This is a genomic window from Singulisphaera chitinilytica, from assembly GCF_049331405.1.
Taxonomy (GTDB): Bacteria; Planctomycetota; Planctomycetia; order Isosphaerales; family Isosphaeraceae; genus PoT.
The window spans coordinates 22,646-38,993 of record NZ_CP186275.1 but is presented as its reverse complement, the minus strand read 5'-3'; the positions used below and the strand labels follow the sequence as shown (position 1 = coordinate 38,993).

At 65.2% G+C, this 16,348-nt stretch carries 10 protein-coding genes and 2 pseudogenes; 10 read left to right on the top strand and 2 right to left on the bottom strand.

Annotated elements, in window-relative coordinates; translation table 11 throughout:
• Nucleotides 1-80: 80 nt before the first annotated feature.
• The 8 genes and pseudogenes from ACOYYX_RS38270 (at nt 81) to ACOYYX_RS38235 (ending at nt 9,450) form a co-directional block, all read left to right on the top strand.
• Nucleotides 81-989 carry an ABC transporter ATP-binding protein gene (locus ACOYYX_RS38270; RefSeq protein WP_422931869.1) on the top strand — a complete coding sequence of 303 codons (909 nt, stop codon included), beginning with the start codon at nt 81-83 and terminating at the stop codon, nt 987-989.
• Nucleotides 986-1,813 carry an ABC transporter permease subunit gene (locus tag ACOYYX_RS38265; protein ID WP_422931868.1) on the top strand — a complete coding sequence of 276 codons (828 nt, stop codon included), beginning with the start codon at nt 986-988 and terminating at the stop codon, nt 1,811-1,813. The genes ACOYYX_RS38270 and ACOYYX_RS38265 overlap by 4 nt, the downstream gene beginning before the upstream one ends.
• Before the next feature lie 256 nt (nt 1,814-2,069).
• Nucleotides 2,070-2,471: a BlaI/MecI/CopY family transcriptional regulator gene (locus ACOYYX_RS38260; protein ID WP_422931867.1), complete on the top strand. Its 402-nt coding sequence runs from the start codon at nt 2,070-2,072 to the stop codon at nt 2,469-2,471.
• Nucleotides 2,468-6,376, top strand: a complete 3,909-nt coding sequence (locus tag ACOYYX_RS38255) for a M56 family metallopeptidase (RefSeq protein ID WP_422931866.1) — start codon at nt 2,468-2,470, stop codon at nt 6,374-6,376. The genes ACOYYX_RS38260 and ACOYYX_RS38255 overlap by 4 nt, the downstream gene beginning before the upstream one ends.
• Before the next feature lie 205 nt (nt 6,377-6,581).
• Entirely contained in the window at nt 6,582-7,148 is a 567-nt protein-coding gene (locus tag ACOYYX_RS38250; protein ID WP_422931865.1) for a carboxypeptidase regulatory-like domain-containing protein, read from the top strand.
• Between the two features lie 213 nt (nt 7,149-7,361).
• Nucleotides 7,362-8,231 carry an SGNH/GDSL hydrolase family protein gene (locus ACOYYX_RS38245; RefSeq protein WP_422931864.1) on the top strand — a complete coding sequence of 290 codons (870 nt, stop codon included), beginning with the start codon at nt 7,362-7,364 and terminating at the stop codon, nt 8,229-8,231.
• A gap of 171 nt (nt 8,232-8,402) precedes the next feature.
• Nucleotides 8,403-8,891 (top strand): annotated as a pseudogene (locus tag ACOYYX_RS38240) (ADP-ribosylglycohydrolase family protein); the annotation flags it as partial.
• 70 nt (nt 8,892-8,961) lie between these two features.
• Nucleotides 8,962-9,450 carry an ADP-ribosylglycohydrolase family protein gene (locus tag ACOYYX_RS38235; RefSeq protein ID WP_422931863.1) on the top strand — a complete coding sequence of 163 codons (489 nt, stop codon included), beginning with the start codon at nt 8,962-8,964 and terminating at the stop codon, nt 9,448-9,450.
• 36 nt (nt 9,451-9,486) lie between these two features.
• Here the strand turns inward: ACOYYX_RS38235 and ACOYYX_RS38230 are convergent, their stop codons facing one another.
• Nucleotides 9,487-9,687 carry a hypothetical protein gene (locus ACOYYX_RS38230; RefSeq protein WP_422931862.1) on the bottom strand — a complete coding sequence of 67 codons (201 nt, stop codon included), beginning with the start codon at nt 9,685-9,687 and terminating at the stop codon, nt 9,487-9,489.
• Nucleotides 9,684-9,977: pseudogene (locus tag ACOYYX_RS38225) on the bottom strand (type II toxin-antitoxin system Phd/YefM family antitoxin). Before ACOYYX_RS38225 ends, ACOYYX_RS38230 begins: the two are co-directional and overlap by 4 nt.
• Nucleotides 9,978-10,204: 227 nt before the next feature.
• Here ACOYYX_RS38225 and ACOYYX_RS38220 point away from each other — a divergent pair.
• Nucleotides 10,205-12,682, top strand: a complete 2,478-nt coding sequence (locus ACOYYX_RS38220; protein WP_422931861.1) for an RNA polymerase sigma factor — start codon at nt 10,205-10,207, stop codon at nt 12,680-12,682.
• Between the two features lie 270 nt (nt 12,683-12,952).
• Entirely contained in the window at nt 12,953-16,339 is a 3,387-nt protein-coding gene (locus tag ACOYYX_RS38215) for a S41 family peptidase (protein ID WP_422931860.1), read from the top strand.
• Nucleotides 16,340-16,348: the final 9 nt, after the last annotated feature.

The following is a 16,348-nucleotide window of genomic DNA, read 5'->3' as shown; positions in this document are numbered from 1 at the left end:
CCGTAGCAGCCGTCAAGGGGTTGGAAGAGAGCCCGGCATCCGCCGATGTGCTTGCTTGACACCTGGAGCGAGGCGAATTGATGCAAGAGCCTCTGATCGCGACGCGAGGCCTCACCAAGCGCTACGGCCGATTCGCCGCGCTGACCGACATGAACCTGGAGGTCCGCAAGGGAGAGGTCCTCGGGCTTCTCGGGCCGAATGGGGCGGGGAAGACGACGCTCATCCGGCTCCTGCTGGGGATGCTCTACCCGACCTCCGGCTCGGCGAGCGTCGCGGGGCTGGACCCCTGGCGCGACGGACTCGAGATGCGTCGGCTCGTCTCGTTCCTGCCTGGCGAGATCCGCCTCTTCGGCCACATGACCGGGCGGAAGATGCTGGAATACATGAGCGGGCTCCGCGACGGCGTCGGCCTCGACCGGGCGCTTGCGCTGGCCGAGACGGTGATGGGGCTCGACCTCGGCCGCAAGGTCCGGGCCTACTCGACCGGCATGAAGCAGAAGCTCGCGCTGGCGCAAGCCTTCGCCGATCCCGTGGATATCTTGATCCTCGACGAGCCGACTTCGGCCCTCGATCCGACGGTCCGGAGCACGGTCGTCTCGCTCGTCCGCGAGGCGAAGGCCTCGGGGCAGACGATCCTCTTCTCCGGCCACGTCCTCACGGAGGTCGAGGCCGTCGCCGACCGCGTGGCGATCATGCGCCGGGGCCGCCTGATGCACGTCGAGGACATGCACGCGAGGCGGAACCTGCGCCTGGTCCTGGCCCGCTACGAGGGGGGCGTGCCGCTCGAGTTCCCCGAGGAACTCGGCCTGCGGGTCCGCGAACGCAACGGCGATACGATCCTGTTCGAGCACTACGGCGCCGTCTCCCCCTTGGCGACCTGGATCGGCACGCAACGGATCGTCGACTTCGCCGTCGGCACCGAGGACTTGCGGAGCCTCTACGACCAATACCACGGCCCCAATGCGACCGATGAGGACGACCGACCATGACCGCGGCAGGCATGATGCTCCGGAGACAACTTGGGGAATCTCGCTGGTTCCTGGGCCTGGCCTCGGCGTCGTTATTCGGCCTGGGCTGGCTCTCCGCGTTCATGGCCGCGCGCGTCGAGCGACGCTTCCACCAGGTCACCGGCGACGAGGCCCAGCGCTTCCAGCAGTTCACCCGAGGCATGGGGGGCGCGGCGATGGATTACTCATCGCTCTCGTTCCACGTGATGTTCTGGAATCATCCCTTTGTTCTTTTGATCGTATGCGTCTGGGCCATCTCCCGGGGCGGCGCCGCGATCGCCGGCGAGATCGAGCGTGGCACCCTCGACGTGACCCTCTCTCGCCCGGTCTCGCGACTCGGCTACTTCGCCTCGCAGGTCTCCGTGGGCCTCTTCGGATTCCTCGTCCTGGCCTCCACCCTGGTGGTCGGAAATCGCGTCGGCGGCTTATATAACCACGTCTCCGACCCTCCGGCCCTCCTCTCCCTGATCCGCCCGGCCGCCAACCTCGCGATGCTCGGCATCGCCGTCTACGGCTACGCCCTCCTGTTCGCCTCGTGGGACGTCGTCCGCTGGCGCCCCACTCTTATCACCTCCACCCTGACCGTCGCCGGCTTCGCCGCCGGGATCGTCTCGACCCTCCCCACCCTCTCCAACTGGGAATGGATCGGCCGCTTCTCCGTCTTCAAGGCGTTCGACCCCGTCGAGGTCGCCGTCGCCGGCAACACCTTCCTGCAGCATTCCCTCGGCCTCGGCTGCGTCGGCCTGGTCGGCATCGTCCTCGCCTTCATCGTCTTCCGGCGCCGCGACCTCCCCGCGAATAGTTAGCGCCCCGACGGCCCTTCTCCCCGCGTTCGGCCATTGACGAATCTTACGCGACTCGCCCGGCGACCGCCCGGCCGAACGAGGTCCGGGACAATTCCCCCTCGGCCGATCGACGACCAACCCGGCCTCCGCGCCCCGACCGCATCGAGGCCCCTGCGAGAAATCTCCGGATGTCGCGTTTCCCCCTTGAGATTGCCTACGACTGTAGGTATTTTTACCTACGGTTGTAGGTGATCCGTCTCGAAGGGGGCACAATTCGATGCGTGGTAAGGAAGACCTTCCGCCGTTGTCGCAGGCGCAGCTCGAGATCATGAACGTGATCTGGGACCGCGGAGACGCGACGGTGGCCGATGTCTGGAAGACGTTGTCGGCGCACCGCAAGGTGGCCCGCAACACGGTGTTGACCATGCTGGCGAGGCTCGAGGAAAAAGGCTGGCTCCTCCGCGACGCCGAGGAGCACACCCACCGCTATCGTGCGGCGGTCCCTCGCGCGGCCACGCTCGGCACGATGATCGAGCAACTGGTCGAGACCGCCTTCGGCGGCTCGGCCGAGGGCCTCATGATGGCCCTCCTGCACGGACGCGGGGTCTCGCAGGAAGAGGCGGACAAGATCCGCGCGATGATCGACGAGGCTGACGCCTCGAGGAGGAAGCGATCATGACGCCCATCGTCGAAGTCCTGGCCCGAATCCCGCTTGCGGGATGGGTAGTCGGCTGCGGACTCGCCCAGATCACCCTCGTGATCCTCCTCGCCGCGGCCCTCTCACGGACGGCCCTGAGGCGCCACGCCGCCGCGAGGCATTGCCTCTGGCTCGGTGCGCTGGCCACCGCCGGCCTCGGCCCCCTCGCGATCCTCATAACGGATTATTCCGGCCTTTCGCTCGTGACGCTGCGTACTCCGGTCGCGACAGACCCTCTCACCCCAAACCCCGAGGGCCCTCAACCAAGCCGCGAGGTCGGTCCCGATTGGAATAAATATCATGCAGATATGAATACGTCTGGGGAATTATTAAGTCGGAATAAGCAGGCTAAAACTATTGCGACGATCCCGTATGAGACAGGAACGAGTTTTCCTCGCCTTGCGGAAACGCAGGAACCACGGCCGGCCCCGACCGTCGCCGCAAGCGAGCCGATCCAGGCCCTCGCGAAGGAGAAGCCGAGCACCACCCCCTCGCCCGTAACACGCCGCACCTGGCGGATTCCGCCAGCCAGGGTCATCGTCAGGTTCATCCTGGCCCTATGGGCCGTGGGCGTGATCGTGAGCTTATGCCGCCTGATCGTGGGCCTGAGGACGCTGCGCAGGATCCGCAGGTCCCTCCAACCCTGGGATGACTCCGGCGGCCTGATCCTGGGAATCCAGGAGGCCCTCGGCGTAGGGCTCCTCCCACGCTTCTACACCTCGCGCCTGGTCGTCGGGCCGGTGACGATCGGGCTCTTGCGCCCGACGGTGGTGATCCCCGAAGGGCTCGCGGAGACGCTCTCCGGCGAGCAGCTCCGAGGCGTCCTCCTCCACGAATGCGCCCACGCGATCCGGCGTGACACGCGCATCGGCGTGCTCCAGCGCCTCGCGGCGACGCTCTACTGGCCTCACCCCTTGATCCATTACATGAACGCGCAACTCTCCCTCGCCCGCGAGGAGATCTGCGACAACTTCGTCCTCCGCCACGGCGACGCCTGCGAATATGCCAGGACGTTGCTCGAGCTGACCCAGCGTTGCATCCCGGCTGGGCAGAGGGCCCTGTCGGAAGTCGGCCTGACGGACGTGCGCTGGAGCGTGCGTGACAGGATCATCAGCCTCCTCGACCCCCGGAGGGACGTCATGACCGAGTCGAATCGCGTCCTGAGGCTATCCGTCTCGCTGGCGATCCTCGCCGCCTGCCTCGGCCTCGCCGGCCTCCGCCCCCTCGGCCCGAAAGCCACGCTGGCCCAGGAGCCCCCCAAGCCTGAAGCGGAGGACTCCCCGAAGACGCCCGAGCCGGCGAAGGCCCAGTCTCCCGCATCAGGGATCAGGCTGACCCCCGATCGTGTCATCCACGGGATCGTGGTCGACGAGCAAGGGAATCCCGTGGCCGGGGCAAGCGTGCGGTCGATCCGCAGCGAGAAGACGCCCCATCCCGCCACCAGCGGGGCCGACGGCCGATTCACGCTCGGCATCGGCGGCTTCATGTTACTCGAGGAGCGACTCATCGCGTCGGCCGCGGACGATGCGATGATGGCCTTCGGAAAACACCTTGAACCGATCGGCACCGAACCCGCGCAGCCGGTTCGCCTGGTCCTGAAGAAGAGCCGTCCCCTCAAGGTTCGGGTCGTGACGAAAGCCGGGGAGCCGGTGTCGAATGCCAGCGTCGAGACCCTGGGTGATGGAGCTTGCGGTTCTGCGAGGACCGACGCTCAAGGCTGGGCTCGACTGCATATCCCGGCCGACTTCGAAGTCGAGTGGATCATCGGCTTCAAGGAGAAAGTCGGCTTCGACTACTTCGAGAACTATGATTCGTTCCCCTTCCGCGACGTGAAGCCGCCGCCCGGGGAAGTGACATTAACCCTCGATGGATCGACGACCGTCCACGTGAAAGCCCTGGGCTCCAGCGGCCGACCTGTCGCCGATGTGAAGATCGGCCTCTGGACCCTCTCGAAGCCGGGCAAGATCGGCTATGTCAACACCGGCGGCTCCGAGATCGCGGTGACGACGACGTCCGAAAGCGGTGTCGCGACCTTCGATTGGATGCCTCCCGATCTCGGCCAGATCACCGGCTTTCACCTCTTGCCGGAATTCCATTCGGGCGTCGTCAACAAGGGCGATGGCCCGGACTATGTGGCCAAGGTGCATGGCAAGACTCGGATCGAAGGGACCGTCCGTGACGCGAACGGAAAGCCCGCCAGCGGCGTGCTGATCCAGGCGGAAGGGAGGGGTGACGACACGAATTATGCCCGGCTCTATGCGAGGTCGATCGAGGACGGCTCTTATCATTTCGACGCCGACCCCGAGCAGTCTTACATCATCAGCGTTCGCGACAGGCGGCAGGCCGCGAAAAGCCTCAAGGGAATCTACGTCCACGATGGTCAACCCCGGAAGGGCCTCGACCTCACGCTGATCGAGGGGACGGTCATCCGCGGCCAGGTCTCACGAGAGGATGGCGGGCTTCCGCCGATCACCGACCACGTGACGATCGTCCAGCAGGGCGATGACCTCCCCGGCATGATCGCAGACGAAAATCCTCGCCATCGGGAACAACTCGTGATTTGGGCGGCCCCCGATGAGAAGGGGCACTACGAGTTCCGCGTTGGACCGGGAACATATGAGCTGATGTCTCCCGACCGAGATGCGAGGGGGGAAACCCTCGAGGTCGACGGCGAGAAGGAAATCGTCAGGGACTTCCGAATTGCCGGCTCGAGTTTGCCCCACAAGGTGAAGGGCGTGGTTTTGCGGAGGACGCCGGATGGCGATAGGCCGGTGGCGAATGCCAGCATCACCGCGATGACGGTCAACCTTCGGAGGCGAGAGACGGTGGCCCAGGCCGATGCCCAGGGGCAGTTCGAGATGGGCTTCGACGGCCTCGATGCCTTGACGTTCTACGCCACCGACCCCAGGAACCTTGATGCCGGAATCCTCTCGACGAAGGCCGACGACAAGTCCGTGCGGATCTTCGTCTCGAAAGGGCCGGAGATCGTCGGTCGCCTCGTGGATCCTCAAAGGAATCCGATCGCCGGCGTCGCCGTGACCCTCAGGATCGACCCGAAAGCGGACTCGTCGATGAGGTCTCGTTTCAAGCAGCGTGCCATGACCAATGCCGAGGGTCGCTTCATCATCGGCGGGACGGTCCCCGGCAGTTCTCACGAGATCTCGGTCGAGGAGGGGATTCATCGCTATGGTTACAGGAAATTTGGCGTAAAGCGCGTGGATGAGGCGAATCTTGGTGAAATTATCATAGAGAAACTCGATGACGAGAAAGACCGTGCGAATCCGTCATCCGGGAGGATCCCTCAAGGCAAGCCGGGGCCCGGTGGAGTCGGGAACGCGAAGGCCCCGACGCGCGACGAGGTCGAGGCCCTCATCAAGTGGATGGGGCGCGACCCCGTGACGCCGGAGTTGATCGATCGGGCCTGGCTGCTGACGCGCCCTCAGTTCAACGGGCACGTCGACCTCGACAGGGTGCGTTCATTTGTCGGGGAACCGGAGCTCGTCAAGACCTTCGATGAGGCGGCGACGGTGCGGACCGACCACCCGCCCGACACCTTGAGGCTCCTGGGACAGGCGATCCGCTATCTTGGCGGGTCGGACGTGGATGCGCTTCGGTTGTTCCAACTCCGCGAAGAGAAGGCCTCGGGACCGTCCCAGCCCCTGGTTCGAGGTCACGTCGTCGAGGCCGAGACGGGCCGACCCATCGCCGGGGCGCTCGTCTACGCGTCCGACGCCCTGGCTCGCACCGATGCCTCGGGGCCTACGCATTGCAGTCGTCACGCCCGCAACGCGGGGGGGCGATCTGGGTCGAGGCCGAGGGCTTCGCGTGGGCCGAGTATCTCGCGTTCGGCCCCACCAAGGGGCTCGCCGACGCCCGGATCGAATTGACCCGAGAGGCCGATGTTTACGGCAAGGTCGTCGGCCCCGAGGGGCAGCCCATCGATCGTGCCACCGTCTCGATCCGGGTGAATCACGCCAGACTGCGTTATCCGAGACCCGACCCGATGCCGAGCCTCGATTCCTTACTTACGAGGTGAGACACGGTGAAGCCCGCATTAAGCCCGGAGCCACCACAAAGCTGGACGAGAACGCGATGAACGAGATCGGCATGGTCCCGGGCTGCAAGCTCGGCGGCACCGTCGTGGACGAGCAGGGCCGCCCGATCCGGGGCGCAAGGGTCGAACTTCGGGATCCGGGCCACGAAGGGTACAAGTCGGAGGCGTTCACCAATATGAGCGGTCGTTTCCGATTCGGCGACGTGGCTCCAGGGAAGCAGGTCCTCGTCATCCAGCCCGAGAATCACGCCCCGATCGTCGCGACGGTGGTGACGAGCGAGAAGGTGCCCGTCGACAACCAGTACGTCGCGGGCCTCGGGTCGTTCATCCACGGCAGGGTGGTCGACCGCGACGGCAAGCCCGTACCAGGTGCGGCCGTCGGCTGGGCTCGACCCATCGACGAGAAAGGCCTGGCGGATAAGAGCCTCACCCTGATCCGCATGACCGCCACGACGAAGGACGGCACCTTCCGCCTCGGCCCGTTGCCTCGCGGCCGGTTCCAACTGACGGGCTTTACCGAGGACCCTCATCTCGTCGGCACCGCGATCGCCGGCGAAAACCAGACCGACCTCGAGATCCGCCTCAAGCCCGCCATGATCCCTTGATGAGTCGCGAACCGGCGCTCTGCGGGCTTGCAGGTTCGAAGTTGCATTCAGATCAAGGATCGGGCCGAATGGGATGAGACGGGGCGAATGGTTCGGGCGATGAGTACGTCTGCCTCGCACGCCCGCAACGCGGAGTCGATATACAGACGAAATGAAGATGACCGCGACTCTCGGGCAGGAATCGCAGAATCGCTGGAGTCCTGGATCGAATTCATGTTCACTCGATGTCTGGTGTACCACGTCGCGAGCGGCCAGGCGTTCTTCTCCGGCGCCGGGGTGATGCTGGTCGCGATCGGGTTGCTGACGCGAGGGAGAGGTCGTCCTGGGCGGAGGATCGGCCTGCTTGCTGCTTGTATTGGAGTCATACTCGTTGCCGTGTCGGCGACGCCGATGTCACCCTGGATTGATCTCGGCCTTGGCGTCGCGACGCTGCTTTGGTTCATCGGCGAAGTGGCGGGCGGCCTGACGCCGCCCATCGCGAAAGTCCTGCGGATCGGGGCTGCGCTCGCCTGGGTTGCGGCGATGCTCGTGGAAGCGCCCTATCACTTCAGGCCGGACGTCCCGGAACTGGGCAGGCCGGTGCTCGGGATCGTCGGGGATTCGGTCACGGCCGGGATGGGAGATCCGACCACGGCGACATGGCCGCGGATCCTGGCGGATCGGCATGGCGTCGAGGTCCGCGACCATGCCGTGGCGGGTGCCGACGTGGCTTCCGCGTTGTCTCAGGTCGCGGCCATCTCCGACGAAGAAAATCTCGTCCTGCTCGAGATCGGCGGGAATGACATCCTGGGCAGGACCAGCCCGAAGAGGTTCGAGGCTGGGCTCGAGAAATTGCTGGCGGCCGTCTCTCGCCCGGGGCGGGTCGTGGTCATGCTCGAACTACCCTTGCCCCCCTTCGACAATGCCTATGGTCGCATCCAGCGCCGGCTCGCCCGCCGCTTCAAAACCAGGCTCGTGCCGAAACGCCTCTTGCTCGGGGTCCTCACGGGGCGGGGGACGACGCTCGACTCGATCCACCTCAGCCGGGAGGGGCACGGGCGAATGGCGGACGCCATCTGGGACGTCATCCGTCCTGCCTATTGAACGCGTGGGCGCGAGCGGGAGGCCCGCTCATTGAGGGATCAGGGCCCGAGAAACCCTGGGCCTGCAACTTGCCGCACGATGACGCGTCGACTATAACGGAAATCATCGCACTGAACATATCTGGGGTCTTCTCGCTGACGCAGCGGCGGGGCGTCATCCTCTTCCTGCTGGATGCGCAGTGACACCATGCCTCGACCAGGGACGGTCGTGAGAACCACGAAAGGGCGAGATCCAATGTCGACGGGCCGGGCGTCGGATGCGAGTGGAGCCGCCGGGGTCCCTCGCCGCGAGCAATTCCTGGGATGCCTGCTCGGGCAGGCCATCGGCGACGGCCTCGGTGCGCCGTTCGAGGGCCTCTTCGACGACATCATCTACCGGATGGGCCCCGCGGACGAGATCGTGCGGAACCCTCGCGAGGACGTGCTCTACTATACCGACGACACACAAATGGCCATCGGAGTTGCCGAGACGTTGATTCAATGCGGCGAGGTCGACGAAGAGGCCCTCTCCGCTTCATTCGCGGCCAACTACGACCCGGCCCGGGCCTATGGACCCGGTGCCCGTCGGATCCTCGAGGCCGTCCGCGACGGCGGCGACTGGCGATCGCTGGCGACCTCGGTCTTCCCCGACGGCTCGCTGGGCAACGGCGCCGCGATGCGTGCGGCTCCCATCGGGCTCCTCTTCTGCGACGACCTCGACCGAGTCGCCGAGCAGGCCGAGCCGCTCGGCCATGCCGACCCACACGCACCCGATCGGCATCGACGGCGCGAGGCTGCTGGCGGTCGCCGTGGCGCTCGCGGTCCGCGGCGGCCCGTTCAACCGCAAGGGCTTCTACAAGGAGTTGCTCCGCCACGCGAAGACGGAGGAGTTCCGGTGGCAGCTCGACGTGGCGATGGCGATGAAGCGGACGCAGTCGGTCGGCGGCTTCGGCAACAGCCTCGAGGCCCATCGCTCGGTGATGACCTCGATCGTGATCTTCGCCACCGCGCCCGACGACTACCCGGCCGTCATCAGCCGCGCCATCGGCCAGGGCAACGACGTCGACACCCTCGCCGCCATGGCCGGCGCCCTCAGCGGCGCCCGCCTCGGCATCGAGGCCATCCCCTCTCACCTCGTCGCCAAGCTCGAAGACCAGGGCAAGGGCCGCCGCCACCTCGAAAGTATCGCCGGCCAGCTCCACGACATGCACTTGCGCCGACGTGATACTGTCTCGAAATGAAGCAGACCTTTCGGGCTCCTCGCCAGGTCGCCTGTCCTAGCCATCATCGAACGCTTCGGCCTCGCTCTGCCGAGCCCTGTGGCGTGATGGGTTGATCTTGAGCGTCTCGATCTCGGCCCGGATGTTCTGAACCCACTTCATCGCCCTGGCCGGAGACTTCGATGGTTCCTCGATCCATAGCGCGGCAGAGCGAACATCCTGCATGGCCCGAGGTTCGATGACAATCTGATAAGTCACGAATTGGTTCGCGACTGAAGAGCCTCTTCCATCGCTGCGAAGACCTCGTCAGCAGGTTGTCCCTCGCCATTTCGGATCCTTTGCAATCCCTCCCGAACGGCCACGATCGTTTCAAGCCGTTCCGCCAGGTCGAGCAAACGTTGGTACTACCTCGCGTCTTGCACGACCAGTTCCGCCTTGCCGTTGACCGTCAGCACGATCGGTCGCCCCGTCTCCTTCAACTGCCGGAGGAACTCCGACGTGTTGCGCTTGAATTCCGCGAGCGGATGGATGTCACGATCCAGGTTCATGTCCCCTCCCTGGGTTCGCGTCTTTTAAGCATCGAATTCGATGCTATTCCGATCCTGGCTTTTTGACAATTGGAAAGGCTCTATCGGACGAGGCCAGGGTATTCTCGACGCTCGGGTGGAGGCGGGAGGGAGGACGTCATGGCGGGATTTTTGAATCCTCGGTGGCCGTTCGAACCATTAACTGCGGTTTCATGACGAACGGCGAGGGGGCAGGAGGAGGGGCCAACGTGGCGATCGGGAACCGCAGCATCGTGAGCCGGGAGATCCGGACGCTCTTCGACGTCGGGTCGCTCGGGAATCTGACGGACGGCCAGCTGCTCGAGCGCTTCGCGTCGGGGACGCCGGAGGCCGCGAAGGAGGCCTTCACGGCGCTGGTCGAGCGGCACGGGCCGATGGTCCTGCGAGTCTGCCTCGGCATTCTGTCCGACCCGCACGACGCCGATGACGCATTCCAGGCCGTCTTCCTGATCCTCTGGCGGAAGTCGCGCGGGCTCTGGGTGCGCGACTCCATCGGCCCCTGGCTCCATCAGGTCGCGCACCGCACGGCGAAGTCGTCGCGGGCGGCCTCGCTGCGGCGGCGTCGGCTCCTCGAAGCCGGGGGAGCCGCCCTCGGCTCGCGGCTCTCGCAGCAAGAGCCGGAGCCGGCCGACCCGGACGTCCATCGCCTGATCCATGAGGAGCTGTCTCGGCTCCCCGAGCGCTATCGCGTGCCGATCGTCCTCTGCGACCTCGAGAGCCTCTCCTGCGAGCAGGCCGCGAGGGTCATGTCCTGTCCGGTCGCCACGCTGAAGACCCGCCTGATCCGGGGCCGGGCCCGCCTCCGCTCGGGCCTGATCCGCCGGGGCCTGACCCCCGCCGCCTCCGCCGAGTTGCTCGGCATGCTGGTTCAGCGAGAGATGCTCATGCCAGGACTCGTGCAGTCGACGGTTCAATGCGTCATGGTGGCGTCGTCGCACGGAGCCGCGAGAGCCGTCTTGGCGGTTGTCCTGACAGCGCTCTCCCGAAGAGTCGCTCCATCCTTGTTGACTCTGAAGATAACCCTGGGTGCGATGCTCCTCGCCGGCCTGAGCCTGTCCGCTTCGACGGGAGAGGGAGGATCACGCGACGAGCCGGCTCGAATTGCCTCGCCGAAGCTCGTGAGCCTGGCCTTGCAGGAGCCGCCGGTCGAACCGCCTCCGCCCGAGGCGAAGGCCGGGCAAGGGGAGAAGACCCTCGCACCCCTTCTGAAGAAGATCGCGGCGGCCGTCGAGGATGCGAAGGACCAGGAAGCCAAGGCTTACGTGTTGATTTCAACGGTCCAGGGCCAGTTCCTCGCGGGCGACCGGGAGGCCGCGCTGGATACGGCCAGGAAGGCGGTTTCGGCGGCTTCGTTCCTCAAGCCGCGGGATCAATGCGACGCGATCCTTCGCACGGCCTCGGCCCTGCTCGAAGCGAAAGAGAACGCGAAGGCCCTCGGCCTGATCCGGCTCTGCAGGCAGAAGGCCGACGGGATCGAGCACCTCCGGGCTCGGCTTGCCAGCATGGGGATCATCGCCGCCATGCTATACGACCTCGACGATCGAGCCGGGGTTAAGGCCACGATCGAGGCCATGCGGAAACTCATCCCGCCCACGAAAGTCGGGCCGGATCCCGAGGCCCTGGACCTCGATCGCATCCTGCAACTCAAGGAACTTGTCTGGGCCCTCGTGTACGTCGAAGAGATCGACGAGGCCTTCGAAGTGGTCGAGCATTGCGGCGCGAAGAATCATTCCTTTCACGGGATGCTCTACAGGAGCATGGCTAAGGCCCTCACCGCGACGAACCCGCTTGACGAGACCAACTTCAAGAAACCCATCGACAAGAATCAACCCATCCAATTCAAGAACCCCATCTTCAAGAATCAACGTATCCAACGCGAGACACTGGGCCGGATCATTGAAAAAATCGAGGCATTCCATTACGTTGATGAAAGGCCTTACGCTCAACTCGCCGTCACCGCTGCCAGGCTTGGTGACTACAAGGAAGCCAAGAGGATGGCGACCTGGATGTACTATGACCCGCTCAAAGACCGCAGCGCATACATTCCTACGGCGTCACTGTCCGTCAGTTGCGGGATCGCTCTCATCGAGGCGGAAAGCGGGCACCGGGACGAGGCTCGGCATAGCTTGAGATTGGCGTTTTCCAGGTTCTGCGCGTCCTCGCAGTCTCGCGATTACAGAGGCCCGAAGTCGCCCGACGAGTTGAGTGAGTACGCCACCACACTGGCAAGCCTCCAAGATGGGAAGCGCGCGATCGATCTTTGCGACAAGATGAACCCGTTGACGAAAATTCAGACGCTCATCGACATCGCTGAGGCACAACGAGAGAACGGCGACCGCGTCACCGCCAGGGAGACGCTGCGACTCGTGCTCCCCGATGCGTTGAAGCGCGTCGCCGAGGAGGCCATGCATACGCCGATGTTTGGGCATGCCACCCTCGCGAAGGTCGCGGTCATCCGTGCGGAACTCATGGACTACGACGCAGCCTATCGAACCTTGAGCGAGGTCCTGACACCGGAGGATTACAACGCTGCCGTCAGGGGTATCGCAAGGTCGCATGGCCAGTCCCCAGTCCCAACCAGGGGGCTCGAGTGGGTCCTGGGCCTCGAGCCCGAGGCCCTGCGTCTCAAGGCCTTGCAATCGCTCGTGGATGGTCTCGTGGCAGAGGTCCGATTCTTCAACCCTTAGTTTCTCCTCGACCGGGAATCAACCAGGTACAGACGAAGTTACGGAGGACACTTTCAAACAACGAACGTCGGCATCGCCTCGCGAGGCGTGGGGAAGGGCATCGGCCCACCCTGACACTTCGCGGGGCAATTTCGCGTTGATAGGTGCGAGGTCGCGACGAGAGGATTGCGGCGGAGGGCCAGCGGTGGTATATCCGCAGGCGTTCGGTGATGCGGAGAAAGACCCGTCTTGAAGGCTCGGCCACTCCTCGGAAGGGATGAGTGCAGGATCATGCTTCAACGAATCAGCCAGGGCTTGCGTCCGCTCGCTCTCCTCGCGGCGGCCTGGGGGGTGATGACGGCCCCGGCCTGGGGGCTCGATAAGAAGGATACGCGGTTCCTGCACGACCCGGCCATCGGGAAGGAGAGGCTCGTCTTCGTCTATGCCGACGACCTCTGGACGGCCAAACATGACGGCTCCGACGTGCGCCGGCTGACCTCGCATCCGGGGTCCGAGAGCGGGCCTTACATCTCGCCCGACGGGAAGCTCGTGGCGTTCACGGCGGTCTACGACGGGAACGTGGATGCGTTCGTCGTGCCGATCGAAGGGGGAGAGCCGAAGCGCCTGACCTGGCACCCGGGGGCGGACGCCGTGCGAGGGTTTGCGCCGGACGGCTCGGTGCTGTTCGCCTCGCAACGATCCGTGTTCACACAACGATGGGCCCAGTTCTTCACGATCGGGACGTCGGGGGGCGCCGCGAGCCGGCTGCCCGTGCCGAGCGGCGACCGCGTGGTGTACTCGCCCGACGGCAAGTTCCTGGCGTACACGCCCTTGCCCGAGGCCTTCCGCCAGTGGAAGAACTACCGGGGCGGCCGGAACTCGCGGATCTGGATCCTCAAGCTCGAGGGCCTGGGCGTGGAGCAGATCCCCCAGCCCGACGGGTTCTGCAACGACACGTATCCCATGTGGGCCGGCGACAAGGTCTATTTCCTGTCCGATCGCAACGGCGAGTTCAACCTGTTCTCGTATGATCGTGCTTCCAAAGAGGTCAAGGCGCTGACGGAGCACGACGACTTCCCGATCGAGGCGGCCTCGGCCGGGGCGGGGAAGGTCGTCTACGAGCAGGCGGGGCGGATCCACACGTTCGACATCGAGACGGGGAAGGTCGAGCGGCTCAAAATTGGGGTCGCGGGGGATGTGGTGGAGACGCGGCCCCGGTTCGCCGAGGGGGGCAAGTCGATCCGATCGGCCGACATCTCCCCATCGGGGAAGAGGGCCGTCTTCGAGGCCAGGGGGGAGGTCGTCACCGTCCCCGCCAAGCATGGGGATGTTCATAACCTCACGCAGAGTGTCGACGTCCACGAGCGCTCGCCCGTCTGGTCGCCCGACGGCAAGTCGATCGCGTATTTCTCCGACGCCTCGGGGGAATACGCCCTGCACGTCCGGCCCCAGGATGGTAAGGGGGAGGCGAAGGCCTTCGCCTTGAAAGGAGCCGGGTTCTACGAACGGCCCGTGTGGTCTCCCGACAGCAAGAAGATCGCTTATATCGACAACTCGCGGACCCTCTACGTCATCGACGTCGGCTCGGGCGAGGTCAAGAAGGTCGGCAGCGAGCCGATCTATGGCCCCGTGAACACGATGGCCTTCCACTGGTCGCCCGACTCGAAGTGGCTGGCATATACGCTCATCAACAAGGTCTACTTCCAGTCACTCTACCTCTACGACGTCGCCCGCAACGAGAGCCACAAGATGACCAGCGGCCTCGCCGACACGAGCGAGCCCGCCTTCGACGCCGGCGGCAAGTACCTGTACTTCTTCGCTTCCACCGACGCCGGCCCGATGCGCCAGTGGTTCGACCAGTCGAACAACGACAACCAGGCCACCCAGGCCGTTTATGTCGCGGTCCTCTCCAAGTCGACGCCCAACCCCCTGAGCAAGGAAACCGACGAGGAAGGGGACGACGCCAAGGATAAAGACAAGGATAAAGACAAAGAGAAGAAGGACGACGCGAAGAAAGACGAGGAGAAGAAGGACGACAAGGACAAGGAGAAATCCAAGGACAAGGAAGATTCCAAGTCGGAGAAGAAAGCCGCGGACACGCCCATCGACATCGAAGGGTTCGAGGGGCGCGTGCTCTCGTTGCCGATCCCGGCGGGGAACCTTTATGGGTTGACCGCCGGAGCCGAGGGGACGCTCTATTACGTCCGCCGCGTGGGGATGATCCCGGGGAGGAGCGGAGATGCCTTCGCCGGGACGCCGTCGCTCGTCAAGTTCGACCTCAAGGAGCGGAAGGAAGAAACCCTCGCCGAGCAGGTGGACGGGTTCCGCGTCTCGGCCGACCACAAGCGCTTGCTCTACCACGCGACGAGCGGGGCCTGGGGTATCGTCGACGCCGGCAAGTTCTCGGCGGGATCGGGGAAGCTCGCGACCGACTCGATCTCGATCCGGATCGAGCCCAGGGCCGAGTGGAAGCAGATCCTGCACGAAGCCTGGCGCATCAATCGTGATTACTTCTACGCGACGAACATGCACGGGGCCGACTGGTCGGCGATCCTGGCCAAGTACGAGCCGATCGTCGACGAGGTCCCCACGCGTGCCGACCTGAACCGCCTGATCCGCATGATGCTCAGCGAGCTGGCGGTGGGGCACAGCTACCTCGGCGGCGGCGAGCGGCTCTACGAGCCGAAGACCGTGCCCGTGGGCCTGCTCGGGGCCGACTACGAGGTCGCCGACGGCCGCTATCGGTTTGCGGCGATCTACGGCGGCATGAACTGGGACGCCCAGTTGCGGGCGCCGCTCGTCGCGCCCGGCGTCGACGTGAAGGTGGGCGAGTTCCTGCTGGCCGTCGACGGCGAGGAGGTCCGGACCGACTCCGAGGTCTATCGCCCGTTCGAGAACAAGGTGGGACGTCGGGTCGAGCTCAAGGTCGGGCCCACCGCCGACGGCAAGGGCTCTCGCACCATCGTCGTCGAGCCGGTCGGCGATGAGTCGTCGCTGCGGCACCTCGACTGGCTTGAGAAGAACCTGCGGAAGGTCCGCGACCGGACCGAGGGGCGCGTCGCCTACGTCTACGTGCCGAACACGGCCGAGGCGGGGCATGCTTATTTCAAAAAGTACTTTTTCCCCCAGGCGGACAAGGACGCGATCATCGTCGACGAGCGGTTCAACGGCGGCGGCTCGGTGGCCGATTATTATATCGACATCCTCCGACGCCCGGTGGTGAGTTACTGGGCGATGCGTCACGGCGAGACGATCCGCACTCCGGGGGCGGCGGTCCTCGGGCCGAAGGTCATGATCATCGACGAGACGGCCGGCTCGGGCGGCGACCTCCTCCCCTGGATGTTCCGCAAGTTCAAGCTCGGCACGTTGGTCGGCCGGCGCACGTGGGGGGGCCTCGTCGGCATCCTCGGCTTCCCAGAGCTCATGGACGGCGGCAACGTGACCGCCCCCGACCTCGCCTTCTACAACGAGGACGGCTGGCGGGTCGAGAACGAGGGGGTCGCCCCGGACGTCGAGGTCGAGCAGTGGCCCGCCGATATCGCCGACGGCAAGGACCCGCAGCTCGACAAGGCGATCGACATCGCCCTCGAGAAGCTCAAGGCCGACCCGCCCAAGCCCCTCCCCCGGCCCGATTTCCCCGTCCGCGTCCGCAAGGGCAAGGCGCCTGTTGCCAACTGACGAGTCCGT

Coding starts and splice junctions, on each gene's coding strand:
- ACOYYX_RS38270 (WP_422931869.1), top strand. CDS start 81: ATGCAAGAGCCTCTGATCGCGACGCGAGGCCTCACCAAGCGCTACGGC.
- ACOYYX_RS38265 (WP_422931868.1), top strand. CDS start 986: ATGACCGCGGCAGGCATGATGCTCCGGAGACAACTTGGGGAATCTCGC.
- ACOYYX_RS38260 (WP_422931867.1), top strand. CDS start 2,070: ATGCGTGGTAAGGAAGACCTTCCGCCGTTGTCGCAGGCGCAGCTCGAG.
- ACOYYX_RS38255 (WP_422931866.1), top strand. CDS start 2,468: ATGACGCCCATCGTCGAAGTCCTGGCCCGAATCCCGCTTGCGGGATGG.
- ACOYYX_RS38250 (WP_422931865.1), top strand. CDS start 6,582: ATGAACGAGATCGGCATGGTCCCGGGCTGCAAGCTCGGCGGCACCGTC.
- ACOYYX_RS38245 (WP_422931864.1), top strand. CDS start 7,362: ATGTTCACTCGATGTCTGGTGTACCACGTCGCGAGCGGCCAGGCGTTC.
- ACOYYX_RS38235 (WP_422931863.1), top strand. CDS start 8,962: ATGCCGACCCACACGCACCCGATCGGCATCGACGGCGCGAGGCTGCTG.
- ACOYYX_RS38215 (WP_422931860.1), top strand. CDS start 12,953: ATGCTTCAACGAATCAGCCAGGGCTTGCGTCCGCTCGCTCTCCTCGCG.